The organism is Alteromonas sp. CNT1-28, assembly GCF_022348345.1.
GTDB classification, from domain to species: Bacteria; Pseudomonadota; Gammaproteobacteria; order Enterobacterales; family Alteromonadaceae; genus Alteromonas; species Alteromonas macleodii.
The window spans coordinates 44,270-65,850 of sequence record NZ_JAKREZ010000005.1 but is presented as its reverse complement, the minus strand read 5'-3'; the positions used below and the strand labels follow the sequence as shown (position 1 = coordinate 65,850).

Annotated in this window: 23 protein-coding genes; 9 read left to right on the top strand and 14 right to left on the bottom strand. The window is 44.6% G+C overall.

The genetic code is table 11. From position 1 onward, the window contains the following. Positions 1 to 68 precede the first annotated feature (68 nt). Positions 69 to 386 carry a multidrug efflux SMR transporter gene (locus tag MHN02_RS04500; protein WP_014947823.1) on the bottom strand — a complete coding sequence of 106 codons (318 nt, stop codon included), beginning with the start codon at positions 384 to 386 and terminating at the stop codon, positions 69 to 71. A gap of 115 nt (positions 387 to 501) precedes the next feature. Further along, positions 502 to 1,104, bottom strand: a complete 603-nt coding sequence (locus MHN02_RS04495) for a LysE family transporter (RefSeq protein WP_014975330.1) — start codon at positions 1,102 to 1,104, stop codon at positions 502 to 504. A 177-nt stretch (positions 1,105 to 1,281) separates the two neighbouring features. Between MHN02_RS04495 and MHN02_RS04490 the strand changes: the two genes are divergently transcribed. Continuing rightward, a complete protein-coding gene (locus MHN02_RS04490) occupies positions 1,282 to 2,166 on the top strand; it encodes an ArgP/LysG family DNA-binding transcriptional regulator (RefSeq protein ID WP_239244782.1) in 885 nt (294 codons plus the stop codon). A gap of 41 nt (positions 2,167 to 2,207) precedes the next feature. Here MHN02_RS04490 and MHN02_RS04485 read toward each other — a convergent pair whose 3' ends face one another. After that, the gene (locus tag MHN02_RS04485) at positions 2,208 to 3,755 is read right to left on the bottom strand and encodes a diguanylate cyclase (RefSeq protein ID WP_239244780.1); all 1,548 of its coding nucleotides are present in this window, start codon (positions 3,753 to 3,755) and stop codon (positions 2,208 to 2,210) included. A gap of 222 nt (positions 3,756 to 3,977) precedes the next feature. Continuing rightward, positions 3,978 to 4,286 (bottom strand): hypothetical protein, encoded by a 309-nt coding sequence (locus MHN02_RS04480; RefSeq protein WP_014975326.1) that lies wholly within the window; start codon positions 4,284 to 4,286, stop codon positions 3,978 to 3,980. A gap of 224 nt (positions 4,287 to 4,510) precedes the next feature. On the opposite strand from MHN02_RS04480, the gene MHN02_RS04475 reads away from it, so the two are divergent. From MHN02_RS04475 to MHN02_RS04465, 3 genes are all read left to right on the top strand, one after another. Further along, positions 4,511 to 4,978, top strand: coding sequence for a hypothetical protein (locus MHN02_RS04475; protein ID WP_014947817.1), 468 nt, complete (start codon positions 4,511 to 4,513; stop codon positions 4,976 to 4,978). A gap of 137 nt (positions 4,979 to 5,115) precedes the next feature. Continuing rightward, the gene (locus MHN02_RS04470) at positions 5,116 to 5,787 is read left to right on the top strand and encodes an OmpW family outer membrane protein (RefSeq protein WP_061438989.1); all 672 of its coding nucleotides are present in this window, start codon (positions 5,116 to 5,118) and stop codon (positions 5,785 to 5,787) included. Between the two features lie 177 nt (positions 5,788 to 5,964). Beyond that, entirely contained in the window at positions 5,965 to 7,779 is a 1,815-nt protein-coding gene (locus MHN02_RS04465) for a sodium:proton antiporter (RefSeq protein ID WP_239244778.1), read from the top strand. 35 nt (positions 7,780 to 7,814) lie between these two features. Here the strand turns inward: MHN02_RS04465 and MHN02_RS04460 are convergent, their stop codons facing one another. The 4 genes from MHN02_RS04460 to MHN02_RS04445 form a co-directional block, all read right to left on the bottom strand. Beyond that, positions 7,815 to 8,858, bottom strand: a complete 1,044-nt coding sequence (locus MHN02_RS04460; RefSeq protein WP_061438987.1) for a succinylglutamate desuccinylase/aspartoacylase family protein — start codon at positions 8,856 to 8,858, stop codon at positions 7,815 to 7,817. Positions 8,859 to 8,861: 3 nt separating this feature from the next. Continuing rightward, positions 8,862 to 9,770 (bottom strand): 30S ribosomal protein S6--L-glutamate ligase, encoded by a 909-nt coding sequence (gene rimK, locus MHN02_RS04455; protein WP_061438984.1) that lies wholly within the window; start codon positions 9,768 to 9,770, stop codon positions 8,862 to 8,864. A gap of 127 nt (positions 9,771 to 9,897) precedes the next feature. Then, the gene (locus tag MHN02_RS04450; protein WP_239244775.1) at positions 9,898 to 11,010 is read right to left on the bottom strand and encodes a DUF21 domain-containing protein; all 1,113 of its coding nucleotides are present in this window, start codon (positions 11,008 to 11,010) and stop codon (positions 9,898 to 9,900) included. 32 nt (positions 11,011 to 11,042) lie between these two features. Next, positions 11,043 to 12,383 (bottom strand): magnesium transporter, encoded by a 1,341-nt coding sequence (locus tag MHN02_RS04445; RefSeq protein ID WP_239244773.1) that lies wholly within the window; start codon positions 12,381 to 12,383, stop codon positions 11,043 to 11,045. A gap of 218 nt (positions 12,384 to 12,601) precedes the next feature. Between MHN02_RS04445 and MHN02_RS04440 the strand changes: the two genes are divergently transcribed. From MHN02_RS04440 to MHN02_RS04425, 4 genes are all read left to right on the top strand, one after another. After that, complete coding sequence (locus MHN02_RS04440; protein ID WP_239244771.1) at positions 12,602 to 12,865, top strand: hypothetical protein; 264 nt, start codon at positions 12,602 to 12,604, stop codon at positions 12,863 to 12,865. An 11-nt stretch (positions 12,866 to 12,876) separates the two neighbouring features. Next, entirely contained in the window at positions 12,877 to 13,737 is an 861-nt protein-coding gene (locus tag MHN02_RS04435) for a mechanosensitive ion channel domain-containing protein (protein ID WP_239244769.1), read from the top strand. Between the two features lie 8 nt (positions 13,738 to 13,745). Continuing rightward, a complete protein-coding gene (locus MHN02_RS04430) occupies positions 13,746 to 14,345 on the top strand; it encodes a sigma-70 family RNA polymerase sigma factor (protein WP_239244767.1) in 600 nt (199 codons plus the stop codon). A gap of 337 nt (positions 14,346 to 14,682) precedes the next feature. Then, the gene (locus MHN02_RS04425; RefSeq protein WP_239244765.1) at positions 14,683 to 15,555 is read left to right on the top strand and encodes a mechanosensitive ion channel domain-containing protein; all 873 of its coding nucleotides are present in this window, start codon (positions 14,683 to 14,685) and stop codon (positions 15,553 to 15,555) included. A gap of 72 nt (positions 15,556 to 15,627) precedes the next feature. Here MHN02_RS04425 and MHN02_RS04420 read toward each other — a convergent pair whose 3' ends face one another. Both MHN02_RS04420 and MHN02_RS04415 read right to left on the bottom strand, forming a co-directional pair. Continuing rightward, on the bottom strand, positions 15,628 to 16,146 hold the full coding sequence (locus MHN02_RS04420; RefSeq protein WP_061438967.1) for a hypothetical protein: 519 nt from the start codon (positions 16,144 to 16,146) through the stop codon (positions 15,628 to 15,630). 43 nt (positions 16,147 to 16,189) lie between these two features. Next, on the bottom strand, positions 16,190 to 16,402 hold the full coding sequence (locus MHN02_RS04415) for a hypothetical protein (RefSeq protein ID WP_061438965.1): 213 nt from the start codon (positions 16,400 to 16,402) through the stop codon (positions 16,190 to 16,192). Positions 16,403 to 16,554: 152 nt separating this feature from the next. Here MHN02_RS04415 and MHN02_RS04410 point away from each other — a divergent pair, with 152 nt between their 5' ends. Then, positions 16,555 to 16,755 carry a LapA family protein gene (locus MHN02_RS04410; RefSeq protein ID WP_171336960.1) on the top strand — a complete coding sequence of 67 codons (201 nt, stop codon included), beginning with the start codon at positions 16,555 to 16,557 and terminating at the stop codon, positions 16,753 to 16,755. Between the two features lie 53 nt (positions 16,756 to 16,808). Here the strand turns inward: MHN02_RS04410 and MHN02_RS04405 are convergent, their stop codons facing one another. Genes MHN02_RS04405 through MHN02_RS04390 form a run of 4 tightly spaced genes read right to left on the bottom strand, consistent with a single transcriptional unit; the run spans position 16,809 to position 21,578 of the window. Then, positions 16,809 to 17,990, bottom strand: coding sequence for an NAD(P)/FAD-dependent oxidoreductase (locus MHN02_RS04405; protein ID WP_110289035.1), 1,182 nt, complete (start codon positions 17,988 to 17,990; stop codon positions 16,809 to 16,811). Positions 17,991 to 17,992: 2 nt separating this feature from the next. Continuing rightward, the gene (locus MHN02_RS04400; protein WP_168533143.1) at positions 17,993 to 19,024 is read right to left on the bottom strand and encodes an ABC transporter ATP-binding protein; all 1,032 of its coding nucleotides are present in this window, start codon (positions 19,022 to 19,024) and stop codon (positions 17,993 to 17,995) included. Further along, a complete protein-coding gene (locus MHN02_RS04395; protein WP_239244763.1) occupies positions 19,024 to 20,547 on the bottom strand; it encodes an iron ABC transporter permease in 1,524 nt (507 codons plus the stop codon). The genes MHN02_RS04400 and MHN02_RS04395 overlap by 1 nt, the downstream gene beginning before the upstream one ends. Continuing rightward, the gene (locus MHN02_RS04390) at positions 20,544 to 21,578 is read right to left on the bottom strand and encodes an extracellular solute-binding protein (RefSeq protein WP_239244761.1); all 1,035 of its coding nucleotides are present in this window, start codon (positions 21,576 to 21,578) and stop codon (positions 20,544 to 20,546) included. The genes MHN02_RS04395 and MHN02_RS04390 overlap by 4 nt, the downstream gene beginning before the upstream one ends. Positions 21,579 to 21,581 lie beyond the last annotated feature (3 nt).

The window sequence follows — 21,581 nt, the reverse complement described above, 5'->3', positions numbered from 1 at the left end:
ACCACCCGCTTAAAAAACAAAGCCCGTTCGCACTAAGCTAACGGGCTTTTTTGTAATTGGACCTAACTTTAGTGGGCCAACTTTAAGACAACGACTCCTGCAACAATAAGCGCTACGCCGAAATATCGTGCCAATGACGAGGGGTCGCCATAAAACATAACACCCACTAAAAATGTGCCCGCGGCGCCAATTCCTGTCCACACAGCGTACGCCGTACCAATTGGAATTTGTTTTTGCGCCATCCATAAACAAAAACCACTGGCAGCCATAAACCCAACCGCAAGTAAAATACCCATTACGCGGGTTTCCGCCTCTTGTGACATTTTTAGTCCAACAGGCCAACCAATTTCCAGAAGGCCCGCCACAATCAAATAAATCCAGCTCACCAGTCTACCCCTCTCTTCGCGCTCATCGTCAACTATCACAGATGCGTAGCGTACCGTCTTAAATCATAAAGCGTACTCGACGCGTCGTAATATTTTGCTATTTAGCGCTTTTGCCTTACAAACTCGCCAACTGAATACTTACCATACCTAATACCGCAGCATTAAGACGGTTAAACCAACGCCAGAAATTAGGGCGCTGCATATGGTGTGCAAAACGTGCGGTTAAGGTACTCAAACCTACGAACCAAACCACCGATGCACCAATAGCTCCACCCACAAACCACCATTTATTTTCTTGCCACTGACTCGCTAAGTTTCCCATCAATAATAAAGTGTCTAGGTAAAAGTGGGGGTTTAACCAAGTTACTGCCAACGCAATGAGCAGTGCTTTTTTGAACGACAGTTGCTTTTTCGCCATTTCTAAAACAAGCGCGTCGTTGGCCAAAGATGATTTTATTTTGTTAAAAGCAATCCACAGTAAGAACGCAACACCAGCCCACTTGGTGATAGACACCAGCATTGGGTATTCCTGCAATAGCAAGCCAAAGCCCATCGCTCCTAAGCTTATTGAGATAGCATCGCTTAGGATAAACAGCAGGACAAATAAGGTTGTCCACTGTCGCTTCATCGATTGCTCAATCAAAAAACTGTTTTGTGCGCCTACTGCAATAATTAGGGTACCGCCCATCACGAAACCACTTGTTGCTGCCGCCAACATGATAAATGCCTCTTAGTGTAAATAAGTTCAAACGCCGTAGCTGTAACGCGGTTTAAGGTTACATGCTGAATAATTGGCTTGATTTTATACACCTTGAAAGACTAAATTAAATTAATGATATTTGTTTTGAATAAGCAAAATTAATACTTATAACCTTCTTTTCACAGGTAGTCATTAATGTTGGATTACGACGCGCTTCGATGCTTTCATGAAGTGTTACGCTACGGCGGATTTGAAAAAGGTGCACAGGCCCTAAACCTCACCCAGTCGGCGGTATCGCAAAAAATAAAACGGCTAGAGCAGAGTGTCGGCGGCCCAGTGATGGTTCGCACCAAGCCGCTTCGCGCTACGCCACTGGGAAAAGAGCTGCTGGCGCATATTCAAAAAGTAAGCGTATTAGAAGAAGCGCTGAATATACAAAGTGGATTAGAAGCGTCGGCTGCACCTATAAGCGTTGCCGTGAATAACGATGTGCTGGCTACCTGGTTCTCGCAAGTAATGGCCGCGTTTAGTGATAAGCGTGCCAACCCGATTCATATTGTTAATGCGGATCAAACTCAAACCCGAGACATATTACAGCAAGGCCGTGTGATGGCTTGCATTAGCCAAACAGGTACACCCGTTACCGGTGGGCAATCTATAAGACTGGGAACCATGCGCTATCAACTTTATGCATCGCCTCGCTTCATTGAGCGATACCTGCATAAAGAAATATCCCCCCAGAGCGTGATGAGTACACCGGGTTTGCTGTACGACGAATACGATGTGACTTTGCTGACTGATTATCAACGAGAGTGTTTAAACATAGCCCCCTCTTTTACAACTTGTCATTGGTATCCATCGTCTCATGGCTTTGTCAAAATGGCGCTAGATGGCGTGGTGTGGGCTTTGCTACCCACGCTTCAAGTTGAACATGAGGTTAACGAAGGCGATCTCGTTCCGTTATTTCCTCAAAAAGAGCTTGGTGTACCGTTATTTTGGCATTGGACAACCCTTGAATCGGCAGCGCTTGCCGACTTGACCAAAGCCGTAAAGAATATAGCGAAAGCGCAGCTTAAATGACCCTAATACACTGCGTGTGTGATACGTTGCTGGAAGGTTAATTAAGAAGACGCCAATTGAGCCGTCTTATGCTTCTCCTTAACACTGTACATCAGTTTATCTGCTTTATTTAACAGAGTGGTAAGATCTTTGCAGCGTTCATTTGTGATGTATGTGCCTACGCTTGCCGTAACAGAAATAACAACGTTATCGGTTCTAATATCCCTTTCCAGCAGACTGGCTTCTATGCGCGCAGCCAAGCGCTCAGATTGTCCTTCACTGTAACAGTGGCTTAGCACCACAAATTCATCGCCGCCAAGGCGCCCTACTGCATCTTGGTCTCGGCATCGGCTCAGCAGAATTTTAGCAATAACCTGCAGCACTTTATCGCCGCAATGGTGCCCGTAATGATCATTAATCTCTTTGAAGTTATCAACGTCGATAAATAGCAAGGTCAAATATCCTCCTTCCTTGTTGAAGTTAGTAAGCAGACTTTGTGCTATTCCTTCCCATCCACTGCGGTTTAGCACTTTACACAGGGAATCTGTAGACGCACGTTTGAATGCACTAAGCCTGTCGTCATCGAGCTTTTTTACTTTTCTCGACGTGGCAATAGCAAAAATAAACGCTTCAATAGTTATTCCCACAATAAGTCCGTAGCGGTACATAAACGCTGACACGTCTGAAAAAACCAATCGAAACATCATGGAAAACACCATGACAGCAATACCCATTAATACTAAGTTTGAACAATGTACTTTGCGGTAGGCGGCATAAACACAGCTTGATAGCGTACAGGTCATTGTTATCAGCGTGATAAGACTTAGCGTACTATTTACTCTCATCGCATCAGAAGTGGACAGAATGATCTGCACAAATGAAAGTGCCAGTGCCGAACACGCCATTCCCAGAATAAACTGGCGCTGCCATACTTTTAGCAGTGCTTTGAAATCGAGTAGTTGATCAAGAAACCTTACCGCAGCAAATACCGTGATCCCTGCGAATAACAGATGCAGTTTAAAGTTCGAGAAAAAGGCGACATGGGGAAACGCAATGTTCAGTAACCCTTCTTGAAGCAAAAAGAAAATTGCAGCACTGAGCACATAGAAACTGTAGGAGTAAAAGCCGTAGTTGCGCATACTCGTTCCCAGCATTCCTACGTACAAGGTTAACGCTAGGCAAAAGCCAATGAACAAGCTTAATGTGAAGGTATGTATTGACGCCAATGTCTGAAAATCATTTAACGTAGCGATATTTAGCCTAACAGGTCGCTGTACCTGAGAGTTAATATCCAAAAATAGACGCTTATGGGTATTATCTATTGCATAGGACTCAAATGCGCCGGTTAACTTGGGGACTTTTTGCATCTCGCTGTCATACAGCTGATTATAAGAAAGGTAGTTTCTTGGGAAATAGAGAACGTGAGTCGCGTTGACATCGCAGCTTAACGAAAGACGCTGTGCACCTTCTTTAAGTACGATAGACAGAGCACTATCGGTATCAGTATCAGAAGTACCATTTTCAGCATTAATGACGCACGCTGCATTGGCAAACGTGCCGAACGTCAGCAAAATCAACCCAAACAACAAGCGAACAAAATTACGAGACACTCCACATGCCATAGATTTGCTTCCTACTGGTACCGCAGCTAAATCCGTGTAGCAAAAATATCCCTGTACGGCTATTACACAAAGATGAGTTATGAGTATTTATATTCTGGTATAAAAACTCACACCCATTAAGCTTAGTTTAAAAATGTGAGAACGCTGAAAAATATCCTGCGGAATGACAAGAAATGTATACATTGCTTCTGAGCTAACGATTGGTCCCAATTAACGTCTTTCTATGGCTGGAATCTCAATATATGCATCGGGATCAGATTCTTTTAGGGCATTAAGTTTACGTTTTCTTGTCGCTCGCTCATCAATAGTTTCACCAAAAACCTGTACATGTAAGTCGGCAATCAGCGCCTTGCCCTGTTCATTCGTAATTATCCCTAGAAGCTCGCCAGCGTGCATAAATCCTTGTACCCGATATTTCTCAGCATCGACCTTTTTACCGTTTTTGCTGGCTGTATAAAGCGCGATAAGCTGTTCGGTACAAGCATCTAAAAAACGTACCTTCTGTTTCTCATCAATCATTATTTTATTCTTTCCTTCGGTGGCTTGTATTCAGACACCTTAGCGAGATTTTGATGTTATGGGTAGATGTAAGCTTAACTATGCGCCTAACGCCGACTAAGTTAGGCCTATCGATTACTTCAACTAAAGTTCATTGGTGAAATAGCCGTTTGATGCCTACGCTCTCATTAGTGCTAGAAAGAAACTTTCTAGGTAGTCACCGTTAAATTTATGTGAGCATCACTATGCGAGTTCAAATAGCGTTAGGCTTGGTTGCGGCCTTAGTATTTGCCCCCGTTGTTGTTGCAAAGGGAAATGCTCATCATTGGGAAACGTCACCCCATCATTTATCTGCATTGGTAGGTACCACTTACACAAAAGAGTGCGGAAACGCTTTTACACTAGGTATCGATTACGAATACCGTGTGAGCGACTTTTTAGGCGTAGGCTTTGTGGCTGAATACGCGTTTGAAGACTTAGACGCTTACACCTACCTGCTTGTTGCTGACCTGCACATTACCAATAATTTTATTGCACAAATAGGCCCCGGCGTTGAGTTCCACGGCAGCCATAAAATGGAGGTGGCCCGGTTAGGCTTTTTGTATGAGTTTGAAGTATCGGGGGTTACCATATCGCCGCAGCTTCATTACGACTATCATCGAAATCATAAAAGTGCAGTGGTTGCAGGTCTGGCAATTGGTATGTCGTTTTGATTACAGCGCAATACTGCGCGGTTTTTATCTTTTTATATAACGAAGGCTTTTAATCTAACGTTAATCTTCTAGAAAGTTCTTTTTAAGTAAGTCTGTTTAGTCTTATCTGTGTTCAATTATCAGACTGAGAGACTACGATGAAAAACTTAGCTTTAGCACTAACCGCCCTTCCCTTTATAGCTTCAGCATCCAGTGCAGTTGCATTTGAAAAAGGCGACATTCTCGTCCGAGGTGGCTTTGCCACGGTTGCACCTGATGAATCGTCTTCAAACATTAACGTGGGTGATGACTTGGGTTTTGGCCTGACCATTGATAACAACACGCAGTTGGGCCTCACCGCGGCCTATTTCATCACGGATAGGGTTAACGTAGAAGTATTAGCCGCAACGCCGTTTACACATGACGTTAATTTCGCTGTCGATAACCCATTAGGAACAGGTAACCAGCTAGGCGAAGTAACCCACCTTCCGCCCACAGTGACGGTTAACTATTACTTTAACGATCCATCAAGTGCTTTTCAGCCCTATGTGGGTGCGGGCCTAAACTATACGTTTATTTATGACGAGCAATTTACGGGAGCTAATGAAGAGGCAGGGCTTAGTGACTTATCTCTAGATAACTCGTTTGGCTTAGCCGCACAAGTGGGAATAGACTATCAGTTAAGCGAAAGATGGTTTTTGAATGCCGCAGTTCGTTGGATAGATATAGACACAGAAGCAAGCTTCAACCTAGGTGATACCCGGGGCTCTGTGAGCGCTATTGAAATAGACCCCTTTGTCTATGCTATTTCGCTAGGTTACCGGTTTTAGGTAACCGTTTAATGCGTAGGCAGTTATGAGTGGAAACCCAGTCTTGAGCTGAGAAGCCTAAAATAAACAAAAGCTAATCTACGACTTAAGTTTTTATTCATTGAGTTTATGGATAATGTACAAGACTCTGCTAACGCTAATTGTGACTTTTCAATAGTTATCGGCGTCTTGAGTGTTATGAATAACAAACTTGAGGCGTCTATGCATAATTTAGAGCCTATTTTTTTACTTGTTTTAATTGGCTTTTTTTCTATCGCGAGTCAGCTAATAGCCTATCGATTGCGCCTACCTGCGATTTTGTTCTTACTGCTTTCAGGCCTGTTTATGGGGCCAGTAAGCGGCATTTTTAACCCCGATGCGGTATTCGGCGATTTGCTGTTTCCGATTGTTTCTTTATCTGTTGCCATAATTTTATTTGAAGGTGCGTTAACCTTAAATCTTCAGGAACTTGGCAACCATAAGAAAACCGTTATGCGGTTATGCTCATCAGGAGCCATCCTTTCTTGGTTGATTGTAGCGCCTGCTGCATATTATCTAATGGGTTTAACGTGGGAATTAGCCTTTCTATTCAGTGCTATCGTGACGGTAACGGGCCCTACTGTGGTAATGCCCATGATACGCGCCGTTAGACCATCTAAGAATGTTGCTCAAATCTTAAAATGGGAAGGCATTGTTATCGACCCAATCGGTGCTATTTTGGCTGTACTGGTATTTGAATATATTGTGTCTCAGCAAAATGCGTTGAGCCACACGCTGCTTGTTTTCTTTAAAACTGTGGCGGTTGGTATTTTCTTCGGCTTGGCAAGTGGATATGTATTGTCCAAAGCAATCAAGCGAGGATACATTCCTGAATATTTGATCAATACATCTGTGTTGATTTCCGTGCTCATTAGTTTTGAAGCATCAAACTTGCTTGCGCACGAGAGTGGATTACTTGCTGTTACCGTAATGGGTATGTTTTTAGCCAACAAACGTGACATAAAAGTAGACGATATTGTAGAGTTCAAAGAGACCCTTTCCGTACTGCTTATTTCTGGGTTATTTGTCATCCTTGCCGCGCGAATCAAGCTAGAGGAATTATATGCGATTGCTCTTCCAGCAACGCTTTTACTTCTAGTGATGATTTTTATAGCAAGACCGCTCAACGTGTACTTTTCTACAAAGCGCTCGTCGTTAATATGGCAAGAGAAATGGCTGATATCTTGGATGGCACCGCGAGGCATTGTGGCTGCCGCAGTATCTGCGTTATTCGCTATTAAGCTCGACATGATTGGCTACGCAAACGCCGACATTCTTATTACTCTGGTCTTCTTTGTTATTGTGTTTACCGTTACGTTACAAAGCTTAACCTCTACGCACATAGCCAAAGCACTAGATCAAAGAGAAGAAGCTGCTAAGGGTTACCTTATCTTTGGCGGCGGTCACTTCGCGAGAATGCTGGGCAAAGAATTGATGTCGTTGGGCTACACAGTAAAGATTGCTGATACGAACTGGGAATCCATTTGCGCTGCAAGAATGGAGGGAATACCTACTTATTTTGGAAACCCAAGCTCTGCACACGCAATGAGGACAATGGATTTAACCGGCATTGGCAACGTACTGGTCATGTCTAGTTATAAACATTTAAACCCCATTGTTACTCAGCACTTCCAGTATATTTACGGTGATGAACACGTGATGGGCATTAGTCACAACGATCAAAAGGGATTTGAAGGCCATTCTTTGAGCGAACATTACCTGCAATCTTTGGGATTATTTGGAGACACAACTTACTCCAAACTGGCTAGCCAGACTTCCAAAGGCGCGGTGATAAAACGCACTGCATTAACGGCCTGCTTTACGTTTGATGACTACAAAGCCAAGTATATGAGTCAGTTTACCGCGCTTTTCTTTGTGGACTCAAAAGGCAAGCTTACTGCATTTAAGAGTAAAGAGAGTACACCTCCCGGTGAAGGTTGCCAGATTATTAGCCTAATTAGCCAGATGGGTTAAAAGAAGAGCAAAAAAAGAGGGGGAATTGCTTCCCCCTACTTCATTTCATCGTAATGAATGGTTTCCTCAGGCATGAGGTTTTCCACCAGTTGGTCGAGGTTGTCGACCACATCCTCAGGCTCTTCAAACAACGCAACGTGGAACATTGCATCACCTTCTTGTACCAAAGGTATGTTTTGTTTACCAATGATGATACCTGAGCGCGGCGCGATGACATCGTGAACGTAAGTGCCTGTAGGACTACAGACCTGCGCTAAGACATCGCCTTTTTTTACGTGATCGCCCAGTTGCTTCACATCACGCACTATCCCGCTTTCAGGTGCACGTATCCAAGAACTTTTATTCGCAATAAAAGGTTCAATTAACGGCTTTTTACGGCGTCGCTTCGCTACCATGCCAAGGCTTGCAAGCACGTTGTAAATACCCTTTATTCCTGCCCTTATTGATAGCTCGTCGAATCTTAATGCCTCACCTGCCTCGTAAAGCAAAATACGAGTACCAGACTCCGAGGCCGCCTGTCTCAATGAACCATCGCGCAAATTGGCGTTGAGTAACACCGGAACGCCAAATGCTTTGGCTAAGCTTAAGGTGTCTTCGTCAGCCAAATTCGCACGAACTTGTGGCAAATTGCTTCGGTGAATTGCGCCGGTATGCAGGTCAATACCGTAATCGCATTTGCTAACAATTTCAGTCAAAAACAAGTTAGCTAAACGCCCCGTTAATGAGCCTTTGCTAGACCCAGGAAAACTCCTGTTGAGGTCACGGCGATCTGGCATATAACGGCTTTGCGTTAACATGCCATACACATTCACCATAGGCACCGCTATCAAGGTTCCTCGAGTTAGCTTAAAGGTGTCCGACGCTAATAAACGCCGAACTATTTCAATACCGTTAAGCTCATCTCCGTGAATGGCCGCACTTATGAATATTGTCGGCCCCTGACGCTTTGCTCTTATGACTTCAACGGGAATAGACATTTCCGTGTCAGTGTAGAGCTTGGCAGAAGTAAGTGAAAGCTTAACCCTACTTCCCGCCTTTATCTCTGTATCGCCGATAAACAGTGATGGAATACGAGACATGTATTAGCCCTGCCCACGGGTTTTAGTGTTGTGCGGCTTAGCTTTAGTATTTTCGATAAATTCGATGATCATGTTTGCCACGTCTTTATTGGTAGCATTTTCGATACCTTCAAGACCTGGAGATGAGTTCACTTCCATTACCACTGGGCCATGACTTGAGCGCAATAAATCAACACCACAAACGTTAAGCCCCATTGCTTTAGCCGCTGCTACTGCAGTTGTACGCTCTACCGATGTAAGTCGAATTAGCGTTGCACTTCCGCCGCGATGAAGGTTAGAACGGAATTCACCTGGAGCGCCTTGACGCTTCATTGCCGCGACCACTTTCCCACCGACTACGAAACAGCGAATATCTGCTCCACCTGCTTCTTTAATAAATTCTTGAACCAGAATGTTCGCCTTAATACCCATAAATGCTTCAACAATACTCTCAGCAGCTTTGTTGGTATCGGCTAACACCACACCTATGCCCTGCGTACCTTCTAGAAGCTTGATTACAACAGGCGCTCCACCTACGTTCGCGATTAAGTCTTTAACGCTATCTGGGCTATGCGCGAATCCGGTTCTAGGTAGACCAATACCTTTGCGCGATAATAACTGCATTGAGCGCAATTTATCTCTAGAGCGACTAATCGCTACTGACTCGTTAACACTAAACGCCCCCATCATTTCAAACTGACGAACAACGGCCGTACCATAGAAGGTAATAGATGCGCCTATACGTGGAATAATGGCGTCGTATTTGGGTAGAGGCTGGCCTTTGAATCGAACCGAAGGCTTGTTACTGGTAATGTCCATGTAGCAATGCAATGTGTCGATAATATCAACTTCATGGCCACGCGCTTCAGCCGCTTCTTTAAGACGTTTGGTAGAGTAAAGACGTTTGTTTCTCGATAAGATAGCGATTTTCATAAATGCTCCTTTGTTTTTTTTGTAGACGATTACGCAAAAACAAAAGTCACAAACTTTTATAAAAAAAGGCGACATCTGAAATGAGTCCAACTTAATGGGGTCACTTCAGATGTCGCCTTTTCTTTATTTACTCTGAAATAGAAGGAGCTGTTTCCTTTTTCTCCGTTTGCGCGCTTACCACATTAGAGAGTAATGCCTCTGGCATGGCTGAGCTTATTCCCTTAAGCAACCTACCTAAGATATCGGCGCCCGTGATAATGCGGGGCTTTTCTCCCCACACAAGCACTAGATCCACATCAATGGTGCCATCGTGATGGGCATCTAACGATTCCTGCGCTTTTAGATGCCAAATTACATCTCCCAGCGTTAAGTTCTCGTCGCGAACAATTAACGGCCTGTGACAATAATCGTAAATATCAAATGGCTTGTCGGTATCGAACAATGCTGCGCGAAGTGCACCATCCGCGTCTAAAATAAGGTGCGGCTGGTTGTTTTCATCCGCCAATACAACCCAGTTATGCCCGCTACGGTTAATTCTACGAAGTAATTCGTCAGAACTCTCACGCACAAAATCAGGCACTATTGGGAAGTCCACTTTTGTAGGTAATGAAATAATGGAATCAGGGTCTAGTAACTCACCTTCTTGAGACACGCGAATATCATCGATTGCCAGAAAGTTCAGTGCTCCAATACCTTCAACGTGATCAACCTCTGCTTCTTCGGCTTCAACGTGCTGTTTTAACACGCGGCGTAGATCACGGTCTCGCATGTACTCCACACCCTCTTTGCCTAACCAGCCATCGAGAATAAGTGCAGAAGGCTTGGCTACAGGATATAAAACCAGCTGATAAAACCGCAGCGCAGGCGACAAGATTGACGCCATTTTCATCGCATTTCTTGAAAAATAGGCCTGCGGCAATATTTCACCAAAAATCGTGATAAAGCCGGTAGAGAAAATAAACGCACTGGCGCCAACAAGTACCGAGTCAGAAAGCAGCGTTAATAATACGTTTATCCCAACATTACCCCACAGTATGGTAGTAAGCAGAAAGTTCGAATCCTGTCTTAACTTAAGGATTTTCTGCGCGGATTTATGCCCATGAGACACTTCCATCTCTAGCTGCAATCTGTTGAGCGAGAAAAAGGCCAGGTTCAACCCGGAAAACATCGCTGATTGTGAAATACAAAACAATATGCCCAACCAAATGTAGAGCTCTTGTTGAGTAAGAGAAAACTCCATAAAAACGTCCTAAACTTGTAGCGTTAAGTTAACTACATTAATAACAAAGTACCGAGACCTAGAAAGGCAACAAAGCCCACAATATCCGTCACGGTGGTGAGTATGACCGACCCCGATAACGCAGGGTCAATATTGAATTTTTCAAGTAATACAGGAACAAAAATACCTGCAATTGCGGCGGCAATGATATTAAAAAGGATCGCAAGTCCAATAACTAACCCTAGCCAAGTATTGCCAAACCAAAGCATAGCAACGGCACCAATAACAAACGCCCAAATAACGCCATTTAACCCACCTACTTTTAGCTCTTTAACAAGAAGTGCGCTTACGTTTGCTGAGTTCACCTGCTTCAGCGCTAACCCTCGGATGATTAACGTCAATGTTTGACTACCTGCAATACCTCCCATACTAGCGACAACAGGCATCAATACCGCCAAGGCAACCACTTCTTGCAAAGTAGCCTCAAATAAGCCGATAAATGCACTTGCCAGAAAAGCGGTGAGCAAATTTATCCCCAACCATAACGCACGCCCCTGGGCACTTTTTCTAACTGATGAGAACAAATCTTCATCCTCATCCATACCCGCACCTGCCATCAGCTGGCGTTCATGCTCTTCAAACGAGAGTTCGGCTGCGGTAGTGACATCCAGCCTACCTATCAGCTTTTGATTTTCATCTACCACCGGCAGTGCACCGAACCCAGAAAGCTGCACGGTTTTCGCTGCCATTGCGCAGTCTTCGGTGTCCCTTATAGTGGCCACATCTTCCAACGCTACATCGACCAAAGGTAAATGCTCTGGCAGTCCGTGTATCTGCGATATCTCCACTGCCAAAGAAAATTGACCAGAACGGTTCGTCAAAAACAAGAGGTCGCAGTGTTTAGGGGTTTCCCTTCTAATCAATCGAAGCGCGTCTCTTACTTTCGCGTTGCTTGGCAGCGATAAAAAGGAATGCGACGCCCAGTGACCAATTTCCTCTTCACTATATTCGTTAGCTTGGGTGAAATACGCTTTTTGAACTTTATCCATCGCCAAAAATGCTTGTTCCACTAGCGCTTTGGGTAAAGAGTCAGCCAACTCCAATAAGTCATCAGCCTCAATGTCAAAAAACAACGTCTGCCATAACGATGGGTCTGTTGAATTAATCAAAACCTCTCGTGGGTCGCTGCGCATTTCTATCAGTACATCTAGCTTTTTCGCGTCGGCAATGGTGTCCCATAATGACAAACGCTCATCAATAGGAAGGGATTCCAGTAAAAGCGCCAACTCTTTTTCATCAGCTTGTGCTATCACTGTGGCGCTACCAAGAAGTTCTTCATTTGCGGGCGAGTGTTGAATCACTTCTTCAACCAATGTAGGCAATATTTCAGACATGCCGCATTCCTTAATTCCAAAAACTACGGCTACTGACGAGCATTGATTCAATAAAGTCACATTTTTTTATTTTTTTTGTGACTTTTCGCGATTTCCTCTCGTCTATTTAACTATTCATAAACTAAAGGCTATCTAGCCGGTAAAAACGCAATCTGCGCATAATGCTCAAAATGTGAAGCCCAAACAAAGCATCATCTCAATGGTATATGAGGTTAAATGTGAACTTAGATGAAGAAAAGTTTAAGCACTTGCTAAACGAAGAGGTTGACGGGGTCGATGAATCTCAGTCCTTAGAGACGGTGCTGTCCAACGGCAAAAGAGTTGTTGCCGTTAAAGATGTGGCAAGTTTGTTTGTGGGCTGGATTTGGGTTGTATTTTTAGGTTTTGGAGCCTCTTTGTATTCTGCAAAAATGCAATACGGGAAACATGTTGCAGCAAAGACAAATCCTTTAAGACTAAGAAGTAAAAGTAAAAATAAATAAGGAAAACAAACATGGATCTCGATTTATGGGCACAGTCCTTTAGTAATGCATTCAGCCGCTTCTGGACCGAAGTAGCCGGCTTTTTACCTAACTTAATTGCAACCATAATCGTTGTGCTTTTTGGCCTGTTCGTGTCGAAGGTACTCACTAAATGGGTAGCAAAACTCCTTGAAAAATTAGGGTTTAACTCACTCTGTGGAAAGCTGGGTATTCACCGATTAATAAAATCCATTGGATTTAAAACTCGCGGCTCTGAGTTAATTGGTAAATTGCTTCACCTGTTTTTCATTTTGATCATTTTAGTAGCGGCTGCAGAAACCTTAGGGCTAGAACGCTTCTCGTCAATCCTTGACGAATTTATTCTTTATCTGCCTAAGCTATTTGGCGCACTGCTAATCGCCTTCATCGGACTTTTCATTGCTAAGACTGGTAAGAGTCAACTTGAGATGTCTTTAGAGAACGTTGGTGTTGAATACGGCGCCGCGGCAGGACGAGTGTTACAACTTCTTGTACTTTTCGTAACGTTTTCTCTCGTTATTGGGCAGCTGGAGTTAGAAACAGAGCTGCTGAACACAATTTTTACGGTGTTGATTGCTAGTTTAGGTATTGCGCTGGCCTTGGCACTGGGACTCGGTACGCAAACAGTGGCAAATAGTATTGTGTCAGGCATATACGCCCGTGAGCAGTTACTGCCAGGCGATGAAGTAGAGTTTGAAGGTTTCGTTGGCAACGTAGTGTCTGTAAGCACAGTTAATACGTTGTTAGAAAGCAAAGAAGGTAAGCGCCTAAGCATTCCGAACCAAGACCTGCTTTCAAGCAAGTTTGTTGTCACCAAGCTTGGAGCCACTAAACGTACAGATAACAAAACGTGAGATAAGACATGAACGATCTAGAGAACGAAATGATTCGTCTCTCTGATCGGCTGTCGCAACTCAGTGATGACGAATTAGTGCGTATTGCAAAATTGCAGCTCCCTTATGTGACTACGGCGTATGAAGCTATATTTCATCGTCACTATAAAAAGTTGCTGCAGATATGCTTCCGTTATTTGAAATCAGCCGAAGAAGCAGAAGAGACGGTAAATGATACGCTTCTGATTGTATTTAATAAAATCAACCAGTTTGAAGAAAGAGCTCATTTTAGAACGTGGTTGTACAAAATTGCACACAATCAAGCAATAACTCGTTTGCGAAAGAAACATACCAAGTACGTCGAGCTTAATGAAGCGTTGCCAGAAATTGAAAAGCACGAGGAGCTATCTGAGCACTGCCATGTGAGCGAGCAGCAACAGCTAAACAAACTTTTGGACTTACTTAGCCTCGAAGAGCGCTCTATTGTTGTGTTTCGCATAACGGGCAATTTAGAGTTTTCTGAAATATCGCAAATACTCGATATGAAACTTAGCGCTGTAAAAATGCGCTTTAAACGAGCTTTAGAAAAAATGGCTATATCGGCTAAAAAAGCCCTTGAAAGTGAATAAAAGTTTCGGAGTATCAGGTTTACCTTGCTGCCCATCAGGCAAGGTATGGTTTTCCCCTTTGGAACAACCTGGTACTCCTTTTTAATAACCAAATAAGATATTGTCTACTCTAAAAGAGCAAGAGTCACTAAAGTGGTGTTAGAAGAAATACCTTCGAATACAGTACACATTTTTCTAATAAAAATAGCGCAACGCAAACTTAGCAACACTTCGTTTAATGCCAAATTTAGTATCTTGCAAGGTGTGAAAGAAAAGAGACTGATTCTTTCGTACGCTATATCCATCAATTGAAGAAAAAATCGTCATTATGTAAATCGAGCCTTATTAAGGAGCTGGGATGAACGACGTTATTGAGTTTTTAAATCAGCCCGTACTCGAGTTTATGTCTCGTGAATTCACGGTTGGCATGCTGACCCTAATCCCGTTAATGCTAATCGTGGCGGTATGGCTACTTAAATTCATTTCTAAAATTATTCCACGCTTGCTAATCAAGAATAGAGTAACACCCGACGCGGTGCACTTAATTAATCGCGTTGTACAGATATTGGTGCTGGTCATGTTAGTGATAACCACCCTCGATATCTTGAATGTCCCGTTAACTGCTTTCGCCTTTGTATCAGGTGCAGTAGCGATTGGTGTTGGTTTTGGTGCGCAAAATATAATAAACAACTTTATAAGTGGCTGGATCTTGATGTGGGAGCGGCCAATTCGCATTGGAGACACATTAGAAGTAGATGATACCCGAGGCCGAGTAGAAGCCATTAATACCCGCTCAACGCGTATTCGTCGAGTAGATGGGGTGCATATGCTAGTCCCTAACAGCAAGCTGTTGGAAAATACAGTCATTAACTGGAATCTGGTGAATACTGAAACGCGAACCTCGGTAAAGGTAGGGGTTGCGTACGGCTCTTCAGTAAGAGAAGTGGAACAACTCATCTACAGTGCCGTAGGCAAGCTTGACGGTGTTCTAAAAACCCCGGCGCCCGCGGTAATGTTTGACGACTTTGGCGACAATGCCCTTAATTTTGAGGTGTACTATTGGCTAAATGCGAGCTCAGAGATGGAGCGGCGTAAGTCTCGTAGTGACCTTCGCTTTCTTATCTGTGAAGCCTTCGAAAAAGCGGGAATTGTGGTCGCCTTTCCGCAACGAGATGTTCATATTGATGGGGAGCTAGTACTGACTAAAACAGAACAGAATTGGCGTCCTTAATGCTGACACAAGATTTCTGCTAGCTGAACAGCTGCGACGCATCAGTGCATGCATCGCAGCCACGCCTTCGTTTTATTCGATTTCACCGATGATTGGTGCGTTTAATTTTATTCTCTGGCTGTTGCGGATAAACTTACTTCCCTGTTCAATCAATTGCTGGCCTTCCTTAATACGCTCAAATGCTTCCACTTGACGATCTTTGGATTTTTCAATCAACGAATTACCCTTTCTAACTTCATTGATGGCATCTTCCCACCGCTCTCCTATTGAAGAGAGTGTGGTCGCTTCAAACGCAACTTCTTTTGGACTAGTGGAAGCGCCTAGCTGTAGTACAGCCAACTGGTAAGCTTGCTTTGCCGCGATGATTTTCTCGGTTCCGGATTGAATAGATCCTTCACCCTCTCTAAGCATGGCACGCGCCTTCTCTAAATCTTTTTCACCTCTTGTTAATAATTTTTCCCCTCTCTCAGAAAGCTTTTTACCTTCTTCCCACATTCTATCTGGGTCATTTGTATAGTTTTCCATGCTAGGTGTTGAAGTACACCCCAATAGGATTACTACACTTGCAAAAACTAAAACCAAATATTTCATTTAATTCTCCTTACTACTAATCGATTCTAACTTAATTAATCTATTAGCTTTCGCTTTTAAACACGTTGTACTTAGAGTTGGACATCAAGATACCCACCGTCATTCCTATTGCAAATGCAGCACAAATCACAGCCGCAACCGGAACAGATAAACCGTTAAAACTTGACGCTATATAAGTATCTTGTTTACTTAAAAGAACACTTGCCGCAAACAAAAAAAGCAGTAAAAGCGATACCGTAGTTGCAATTACTCTCATTCTTTACCTCGTTTTTCTGGGTCTTGTCGTAATAGATGCGCCCCCGCGATCAAAAGTCACAAAACACGAAAAAATAAAATTAAAATTTTTTATCAAAAGTTGTGACTTCGACGTAGTAAAAATCGTCAGTAAGGGAAAGAAGAGGAGATTATATGAAAACTAAAGTCGCAATTTATTTGTCATTAGTTGCTTTACTAGGCGCTATACTTTTTCAAAATATTGATACAATCAGTCTTCAAATTTTGCTTTTTGAGTTTCAGATTCCGCTGGTTTTGTTAATGGTCGTTATGTTCGCGCTAGGAGCGTTAACCTACGGTTTGCTAGATTATTTTAGCGTTAAAAAGAAGAGGTAATGCGTCACTGACGCATTACCAACTCATGCTAATAACGAGTTGCGGGGTCTGAACTAAACCACCTGCCCTGCTGCCCAACCACTGCTCCATGCCCATTGGAAGTTAAAGCCACCTAGCCAACCAGTTACGTCAACCACTTCGCCAATGAAGTACAGGCCTTCGACATTTTTCGCCATCATGGTTTTTGATGATAGGTCATTGGTATCAACACCGCCTATAGTAACTTCGGCGGTGCGATATCCTTCTGTGCCGTTTGGCTTTATTTGCCAATTCTCTAGGGTGTCAGCAATGGCGTCGCACTCGCCGTGAGTCAGCTGTTTCACCGGCACGTTGCGCCAACTATGATACTCAATAAGGCTCTGTACCATACGCTTTGGAAATACTTTATTTAAACAGGTAGCAAGCAATGCGTCTGGCGTCTCTGTGCGTGCAGTTTGTAGAAGCGCCGTAGCATCGTCGTTAGGTAGCATGTTGATACTTAAGCTGTCACCCGCTTCCCAATAGCTGGAAATTTGGAGCATGGCAGGGCCGCTTAACCCTCGGTGGGTAAACAACATTGCCTCTTTAAACGTAGTGTCGTTGCAGCTGGCATATACATCAACTGCGATACCGCTAAGCTCTGCCAGTGTGTCTTTATCTTTATCGTGCAAGGTAAAGGGAACAAGTGCTGCACGAGTAGGTAATACGTTAAGACCAAATTGCTGCGCTATTTTGTAGCCGAATGGCGTGGCACCTAGCTTGGGCATGCTTAAACCGCCGGTAGCAATTACAAGGGATTCACATTCATACTCACCATTCGAGGTTGTAAGTGAGTACCCACTTTCATTCTTTTCTACACTTAGAATGTCGCAACGAGTGGTAATCGTCACATCCGCTTTGTTGCACTCATTTAGCAGTAAATCGACGATCTCTTTGGCGCTATCATCACAAAACAGTTGGCCTAAGGTTTTTTCATGGTAGGCAATGCCATACTCGGCAACCAAGCCAATAAAGTCCCATTGAGTATAGCGACTGAGTGCCGACTTACAAAAGTGAGGGTTTTGCGAAAGAAAGTTTTCCGGGCCTGCATACATGTTAGTGAAGTTACAGCGGCCACCGCCTGACATCAGGATTTTTCGGCCCACTTTTTTAGCGTGATCGAGCACTTCTACGCTGCGTCCGCGCGCGCCGGCCTGCGCCGCACAAAAAAGCCCTGCAGCTCCTGCACCAATAACAATTACATCGCGCTTGATCACAATTAACCTCTAGGAAAAACGGCCAATGGATGTGTGGTTATTAGCTGTACGAAAGCGCGAGTACCGGGCTTTATAGCATTTTCGTGGCTTACTCGTACTTTAAGCTCGTCGCCGCAATCTAAGACAACCGCGTAAAGCCGACTTTCGCCTTCGTAGCGTACCCATTCAACCGTACAGTTAGTTTCACTTAGTGCAGCATCTAAGCTTAAATCGTCAGGGCGTACCAACAAGTCTACGTTGCCGCTTGCACCTTGAAGCGGTGTGCCCGGCACATTACCAATATCGGTAACCACTGTTTTGTCTGTATTTGCTGCGCTGCTATCGAACGTCGCACTTAAGAAGCTCGCTTCGCCCATAAAACGCGCCACAAAACGGCTGGCAGGAGAAGAGTAACAGGCTTCAGGTGTGTCTAATTGCTCAAGCACACCTTTATTAAGTATACCCACTCTATCGCCAACGCTTAGCGCCTCTTCTTGATCGTGCGTTACCCAAATAGCAGGTACGCCTGCTTTTTTTAAGGCATCGCGAATTTCCCAGCGCAAGCTGTCTTTTAGCGCAGCATCAAGGTTTGAAAGGGGTTCGTCTAGCAATACAAAGGAAGGTTCGTGAGCTAGCGTTCTTGCTAGCGCAACGCGCTGCTTTTGACCGCCAGAAAGACGTGCAGGTTTTGCATCGCGGAAGTTATCTAGGCCTAATAATTGAAGCCAATGATCGGCCAGCTTAGTGTCTTTTAAACGAAAGCAAACGTTCTGCTGAACGGTAAGATGAGGAAACAACGCAAAGTCTTGAAACACCATACCCACGTTACGCTTTTCAGGCGGAACATGTTTGTTTGCTGTACTTTCCCATTCACCTAGGCTCATAGCACCTTCTGAAATAGGAATAAGCCCAGCCAACGCTTGCAAAATGGTGGTTTTACCGCAGCCGGTTGGCCCCACCAGCATCAGGATTTCGTCTTGTCCAAGCTCAAGATTTAACTTGTCGACAACGCGGGTAGACCCATAATTCACAGACAAATTATTTACACTAAGCATTACGAACGATCATCCTCGGTAACGGTAAACTGGGCTTTTCTTTCGCCCGACAGCATGAGAATTAACCCCACACCTGATAATAAAACAAGTAAAAGCCCTGGCACGGCTGCGCGGCCAAAGTAACCCGCTTCGTAAACTCGCCACATATAGGTAGCTAAGGTTTCAAATCCTGTAGGTCCTAACATAAGCGTTGCAGGTAGTTCGCGCATGGCTTCTAAGAACACAAGCGCTGCACCCGCAATCATACCACGAAGGGTTAACGGCAGCGTAATTCGCATAAATGCCTCACGCGGGCTAGCGCCCAGCACGCGAGCAGCTTTTACCAGACCTGAATCAATATTCTCAGCTGTACTTCTTACACTTCCCACAGCAAGTGGGATAAAGCGCAGTACATAAGCCATCACAAGCAGACTTAACGTTTGATAGAGCGCAGGTAAATATTTAAGCCCTACGTATACCAGCGCCGTTCCCATAACGATACCAGGTACACCAAAACCAAAATAAGTAATACGCTCCATAACGCGCCCTGCCTTACCCGCAATAGCGGCATGGGCAACTGGAATAGCCAGCAATACGGCAACCACCGCGGCAATAAAAGACGCGTGAGCAGAGTTCCATGCGTAGCTTAACTCGAACCCCCCAGTGCCTTCACGTATTAACCAAAGGGTAAAAATGGCTAACGGAAGCACTATAGCTAACAGCACTATCGGCATAGTAGCGAGCAACATAAGGTTGCGCTGCCATCGTCCAGGAAAGAGTGATAAATGCCTGCCGGGACGCTCTGAGGCGCCGCTGATGCGGCTTTCAATAAATAGAATTAGCCCGACAATAACCATAAGCTGTAAGCTCAGCATCGCCGCCTGACTCAAGCCAAAGGCATTGTATTCAACAAAAATAACGCGGGTGAAAGTGTCAAAGCCCATAATGGCCGGCGTGCCAAAGTCAGATAGTGCATAAAGCGCAGCAAGTAAAGCGCCTGCCGCTACGCTATTTACCACGCGCGGTAGCACAACACGCCATAGGCTAGCGCCTAACGAGAGCCCTAACGTGCGAGCCGCATTCACCAAGCTTGCATCTAAGCTTAACAGGCTAGAACGGGTGGTCATCATCACAAAGGGGTAAGTGTAAAAACTCATCACTAACGCAGAGCCCCACAAGCCGCTGATGGGCGGCGTGGTAATACCTAAAATATTTTCTATTTCACCGCCTCTGCCAAATGAGAAGTACATAGCAAACGCGCCGATATAACTAGGTAGTGCCAGTGGCGCGGCAAGTAAAATTAACCAAAAGCGCTTAAACGGCATTTGCACATAGGCAGTGAGAAAGGCAAGCGGCACACCAATTAGCACCGAACCAATAATGGTAAGTACCACCAGTGAAACCGTGTTACCTAGAACACGAAGATTATGGGTATCGAAAAGTTGCGCACTGTCTTGGGCTAAAGAAAATAAAACGCCGACGGGCAATAAAGCCATCAGCGCAATAAGCAGTGCCAGTGGATACGACTTTGGCCAGTTTGTCACAGTACGCCAACTTCCCTCATAAGGTTAAGTGTGGGGCGTAAATCAGCCAGCTTACGAAGGTCCATTTCAGGCGGCGAAAGCGTGCTCAAACTTGCTAAGCCTTGCGGCTGGTCGACGCCCTGAACAAGCGGTATTTCGTAGGCTTCACGAGCAAGATACGACTGCACTTCCTGCGACAGTAAGTAACGAATAAAGTTAACCGGTAAGTCGCCTTCGCTTAATGCCACAATACCAGACGCATTCACTAAGCAACCGGCATCGCCTTTAGTGTAAGCTAGCGCTACATTCGCATCGGGCTTGCCTGACTTAAGGCGCAGTGTGTAATAGTGATTAGCAAAACCAATATCCACTTCGCCACGCTCAACGCCCATTACCACGCCAAGTTCGCCCGCATACTTTTTAGAATGCTTATTGATGCCTTTAAGCCACGACTTTGTCGCTTTATCACCCTCTAAAATACGCATAGCAGTAACAAAAGATTGGAACGACGAATAAGCGGGTGCCCAACCTATTTTTAGGTCGCTATCAGCAAGCGCCATTACGCTTTCGGGTATCTGCTCTGGCTTAACGCGCTCGGTGTTGTACGGCAGCGTGCGTACTCGGCCCGTTACCGGTGACCAGCTGGGATATTGAAAATCTTCACGAAGCTGTGCCGTTAAATCGTTAGGCAATGGCTTGGCGGCACCGATGTCCGTCACCACACCAATTGAGCCAGTATCTACTGCCCAAAAAAGGTCTGCGCGTTTAACGCCCGCTTTGGTTTCAGCCACAATCGTGTTCGCCAATGCTGCTGAGCCACCACGTCTTACCTTTAAATTTAACTTCGGGTTGCGCTTTTCAATGGCTTTAAGAACATTCTCGTACAAGCCGCCTTCACCGCGCCCCAAGTACAAGGCGAGATCACCTTCTAATTTAGGCAGGGATTCTACTGACACACTACCGGTTTGTGTCATAGCGTTTGCAAAGCCTAGCGGCAAGCCAGATAAAGCACCGGCTGCAGCTAAGCCTTGTAAGAATGTTCTACGTTGCATACA

Excerpts from the sequence above, each read along its gene's own strand:
- MHN02_RS04495 (WP_014975330.1), bottom strand. The coding sequence starts at position 1,104 with ATGTTGGCGGCAGCAACAAGTGGTTTCGTGATGGGCGGTACCCTAATT.
- MHN02_RS04490 (WP_239244782.1), top strand. The coding sequence starts at position 1,282 with ATGTTGGATTACGACGCGCTTCGATGCTTTCATGAAGTGTTACGCTAC.
- MHN02_RS04480 (WP_014975326.1), bottom strand. The coding sequence starts at position 4,286 with ATGATTGATGAGAAACAGAAGGTACGTTTTTTAGATGCTTGTACCGAA.
- MHN02_RS04475 (WP_014947817.1), top strand. The coding sequence starts at position 4,511 with ATGCGAGTTCAAATAGCGTTAGGCTTGGTTGCGGCCTTAGTATTTGCC.
- MHN02_RS04470 (WP_061438989.1), top strand. The coding sequence starts at position 5,116 with ATGAAAAACTTAGCTTTAGCACTAACCGCCCTTCCCTTTATAGCTTCA.
- MHN02_RS04465 (WP_239244778.1), top strand. The coding sequence starts at position 5,965 with ATGAATAACAAACTTGAGGCGTCTATGCATAATTTAGAGCCTATTTTT.
- MHN02_RS04460 (WP_061438987.1), bottom strand. The coding sequence starts at position 8,858 with ATGTCTCGTATTCCATCACTGTTTATCGGCGATACAGAGATAAAGGCG.
- rimK (WP_061438984.1), bottom strand. The coding sequence starts at position 9,770 with ATGAAAATCGCTATCTTATCGAGAAACAAACGTCTTTACTCTACCAAA.
- MHN02_RS04450 (WP_239244775.1), bottom strand. The coding sequence starts at position 11,010 with ATGGAGTTTTCTCTTACTCAACAAGAGCTCTACATTTGGTTGGGCATA.
- MHN02_RS04445 (WP_239244773.1), bottom strand. The coding sequence starts at position 12,383 with ATGTCTGAAATATTGCCTACATTGGTTGAAGAAGTGATTCAACACTCG.
- MHN02_RS04435 (WP_239244769.1), top strand. The coding sequence starts at position 12,877 with ATGGATCTCGATTTATGGGCACAGTCCTTTAGTAATGCATTCAGCCGC.
- MHN02_RS04430 (WP_239244767.1), top strand. The coding sequence starts at position 13,746 with ATGAACGATCTAGAGAACGAAATGATTCGTCTCTCTGATCGGCTGTCG.
- MHN02_RS04425 (WP_239244765.1), top strand. The coding sequence starts at position 14,683 with ATGAACGACGTTATTGAGTTTTTAAATCAGCCCGTACTCGAGTTTATG.
- MHN02_RS04420 (WP_061438967.1), bottom strand. The coding sequence starts at position 16,146 with ATGAAATATTTGGTTTTAGTTTTTGCAAGTGTAGTAATCCTATTGGGG.
- MHN02_RS04415 (WP_061438965.1), bottom strand. The coding sequence starts at position 16,402 with ATGAGAGTAATTGCAACTACGGTATCGCTTTTACTGCTTTTTTTGTTT.
- MHN02_RS04410 (WP_171336960.1), top strand. The coding sequence starts at position 16,555 with ATGAAAACTAAAGTCGCAATTTATTTGTCATTAGTTGCTTTACTAGGC.
- MHN02_RS04400 (WP_168533143.1), bottom strand. The coding sequence starts at position 19,024 with ATGCTTAGTGTAAATAATTTGTCTGTGAATTATGGGTCTACCCGCGTT.
- MHN02_RS04390 (WP_239244761.1), bottom strand. The coding sequence starts at position 21,578 with ATGCAACGTAGAACATTCTTACAAGGCTTAGCTGCAGCCGGTGCTTTA.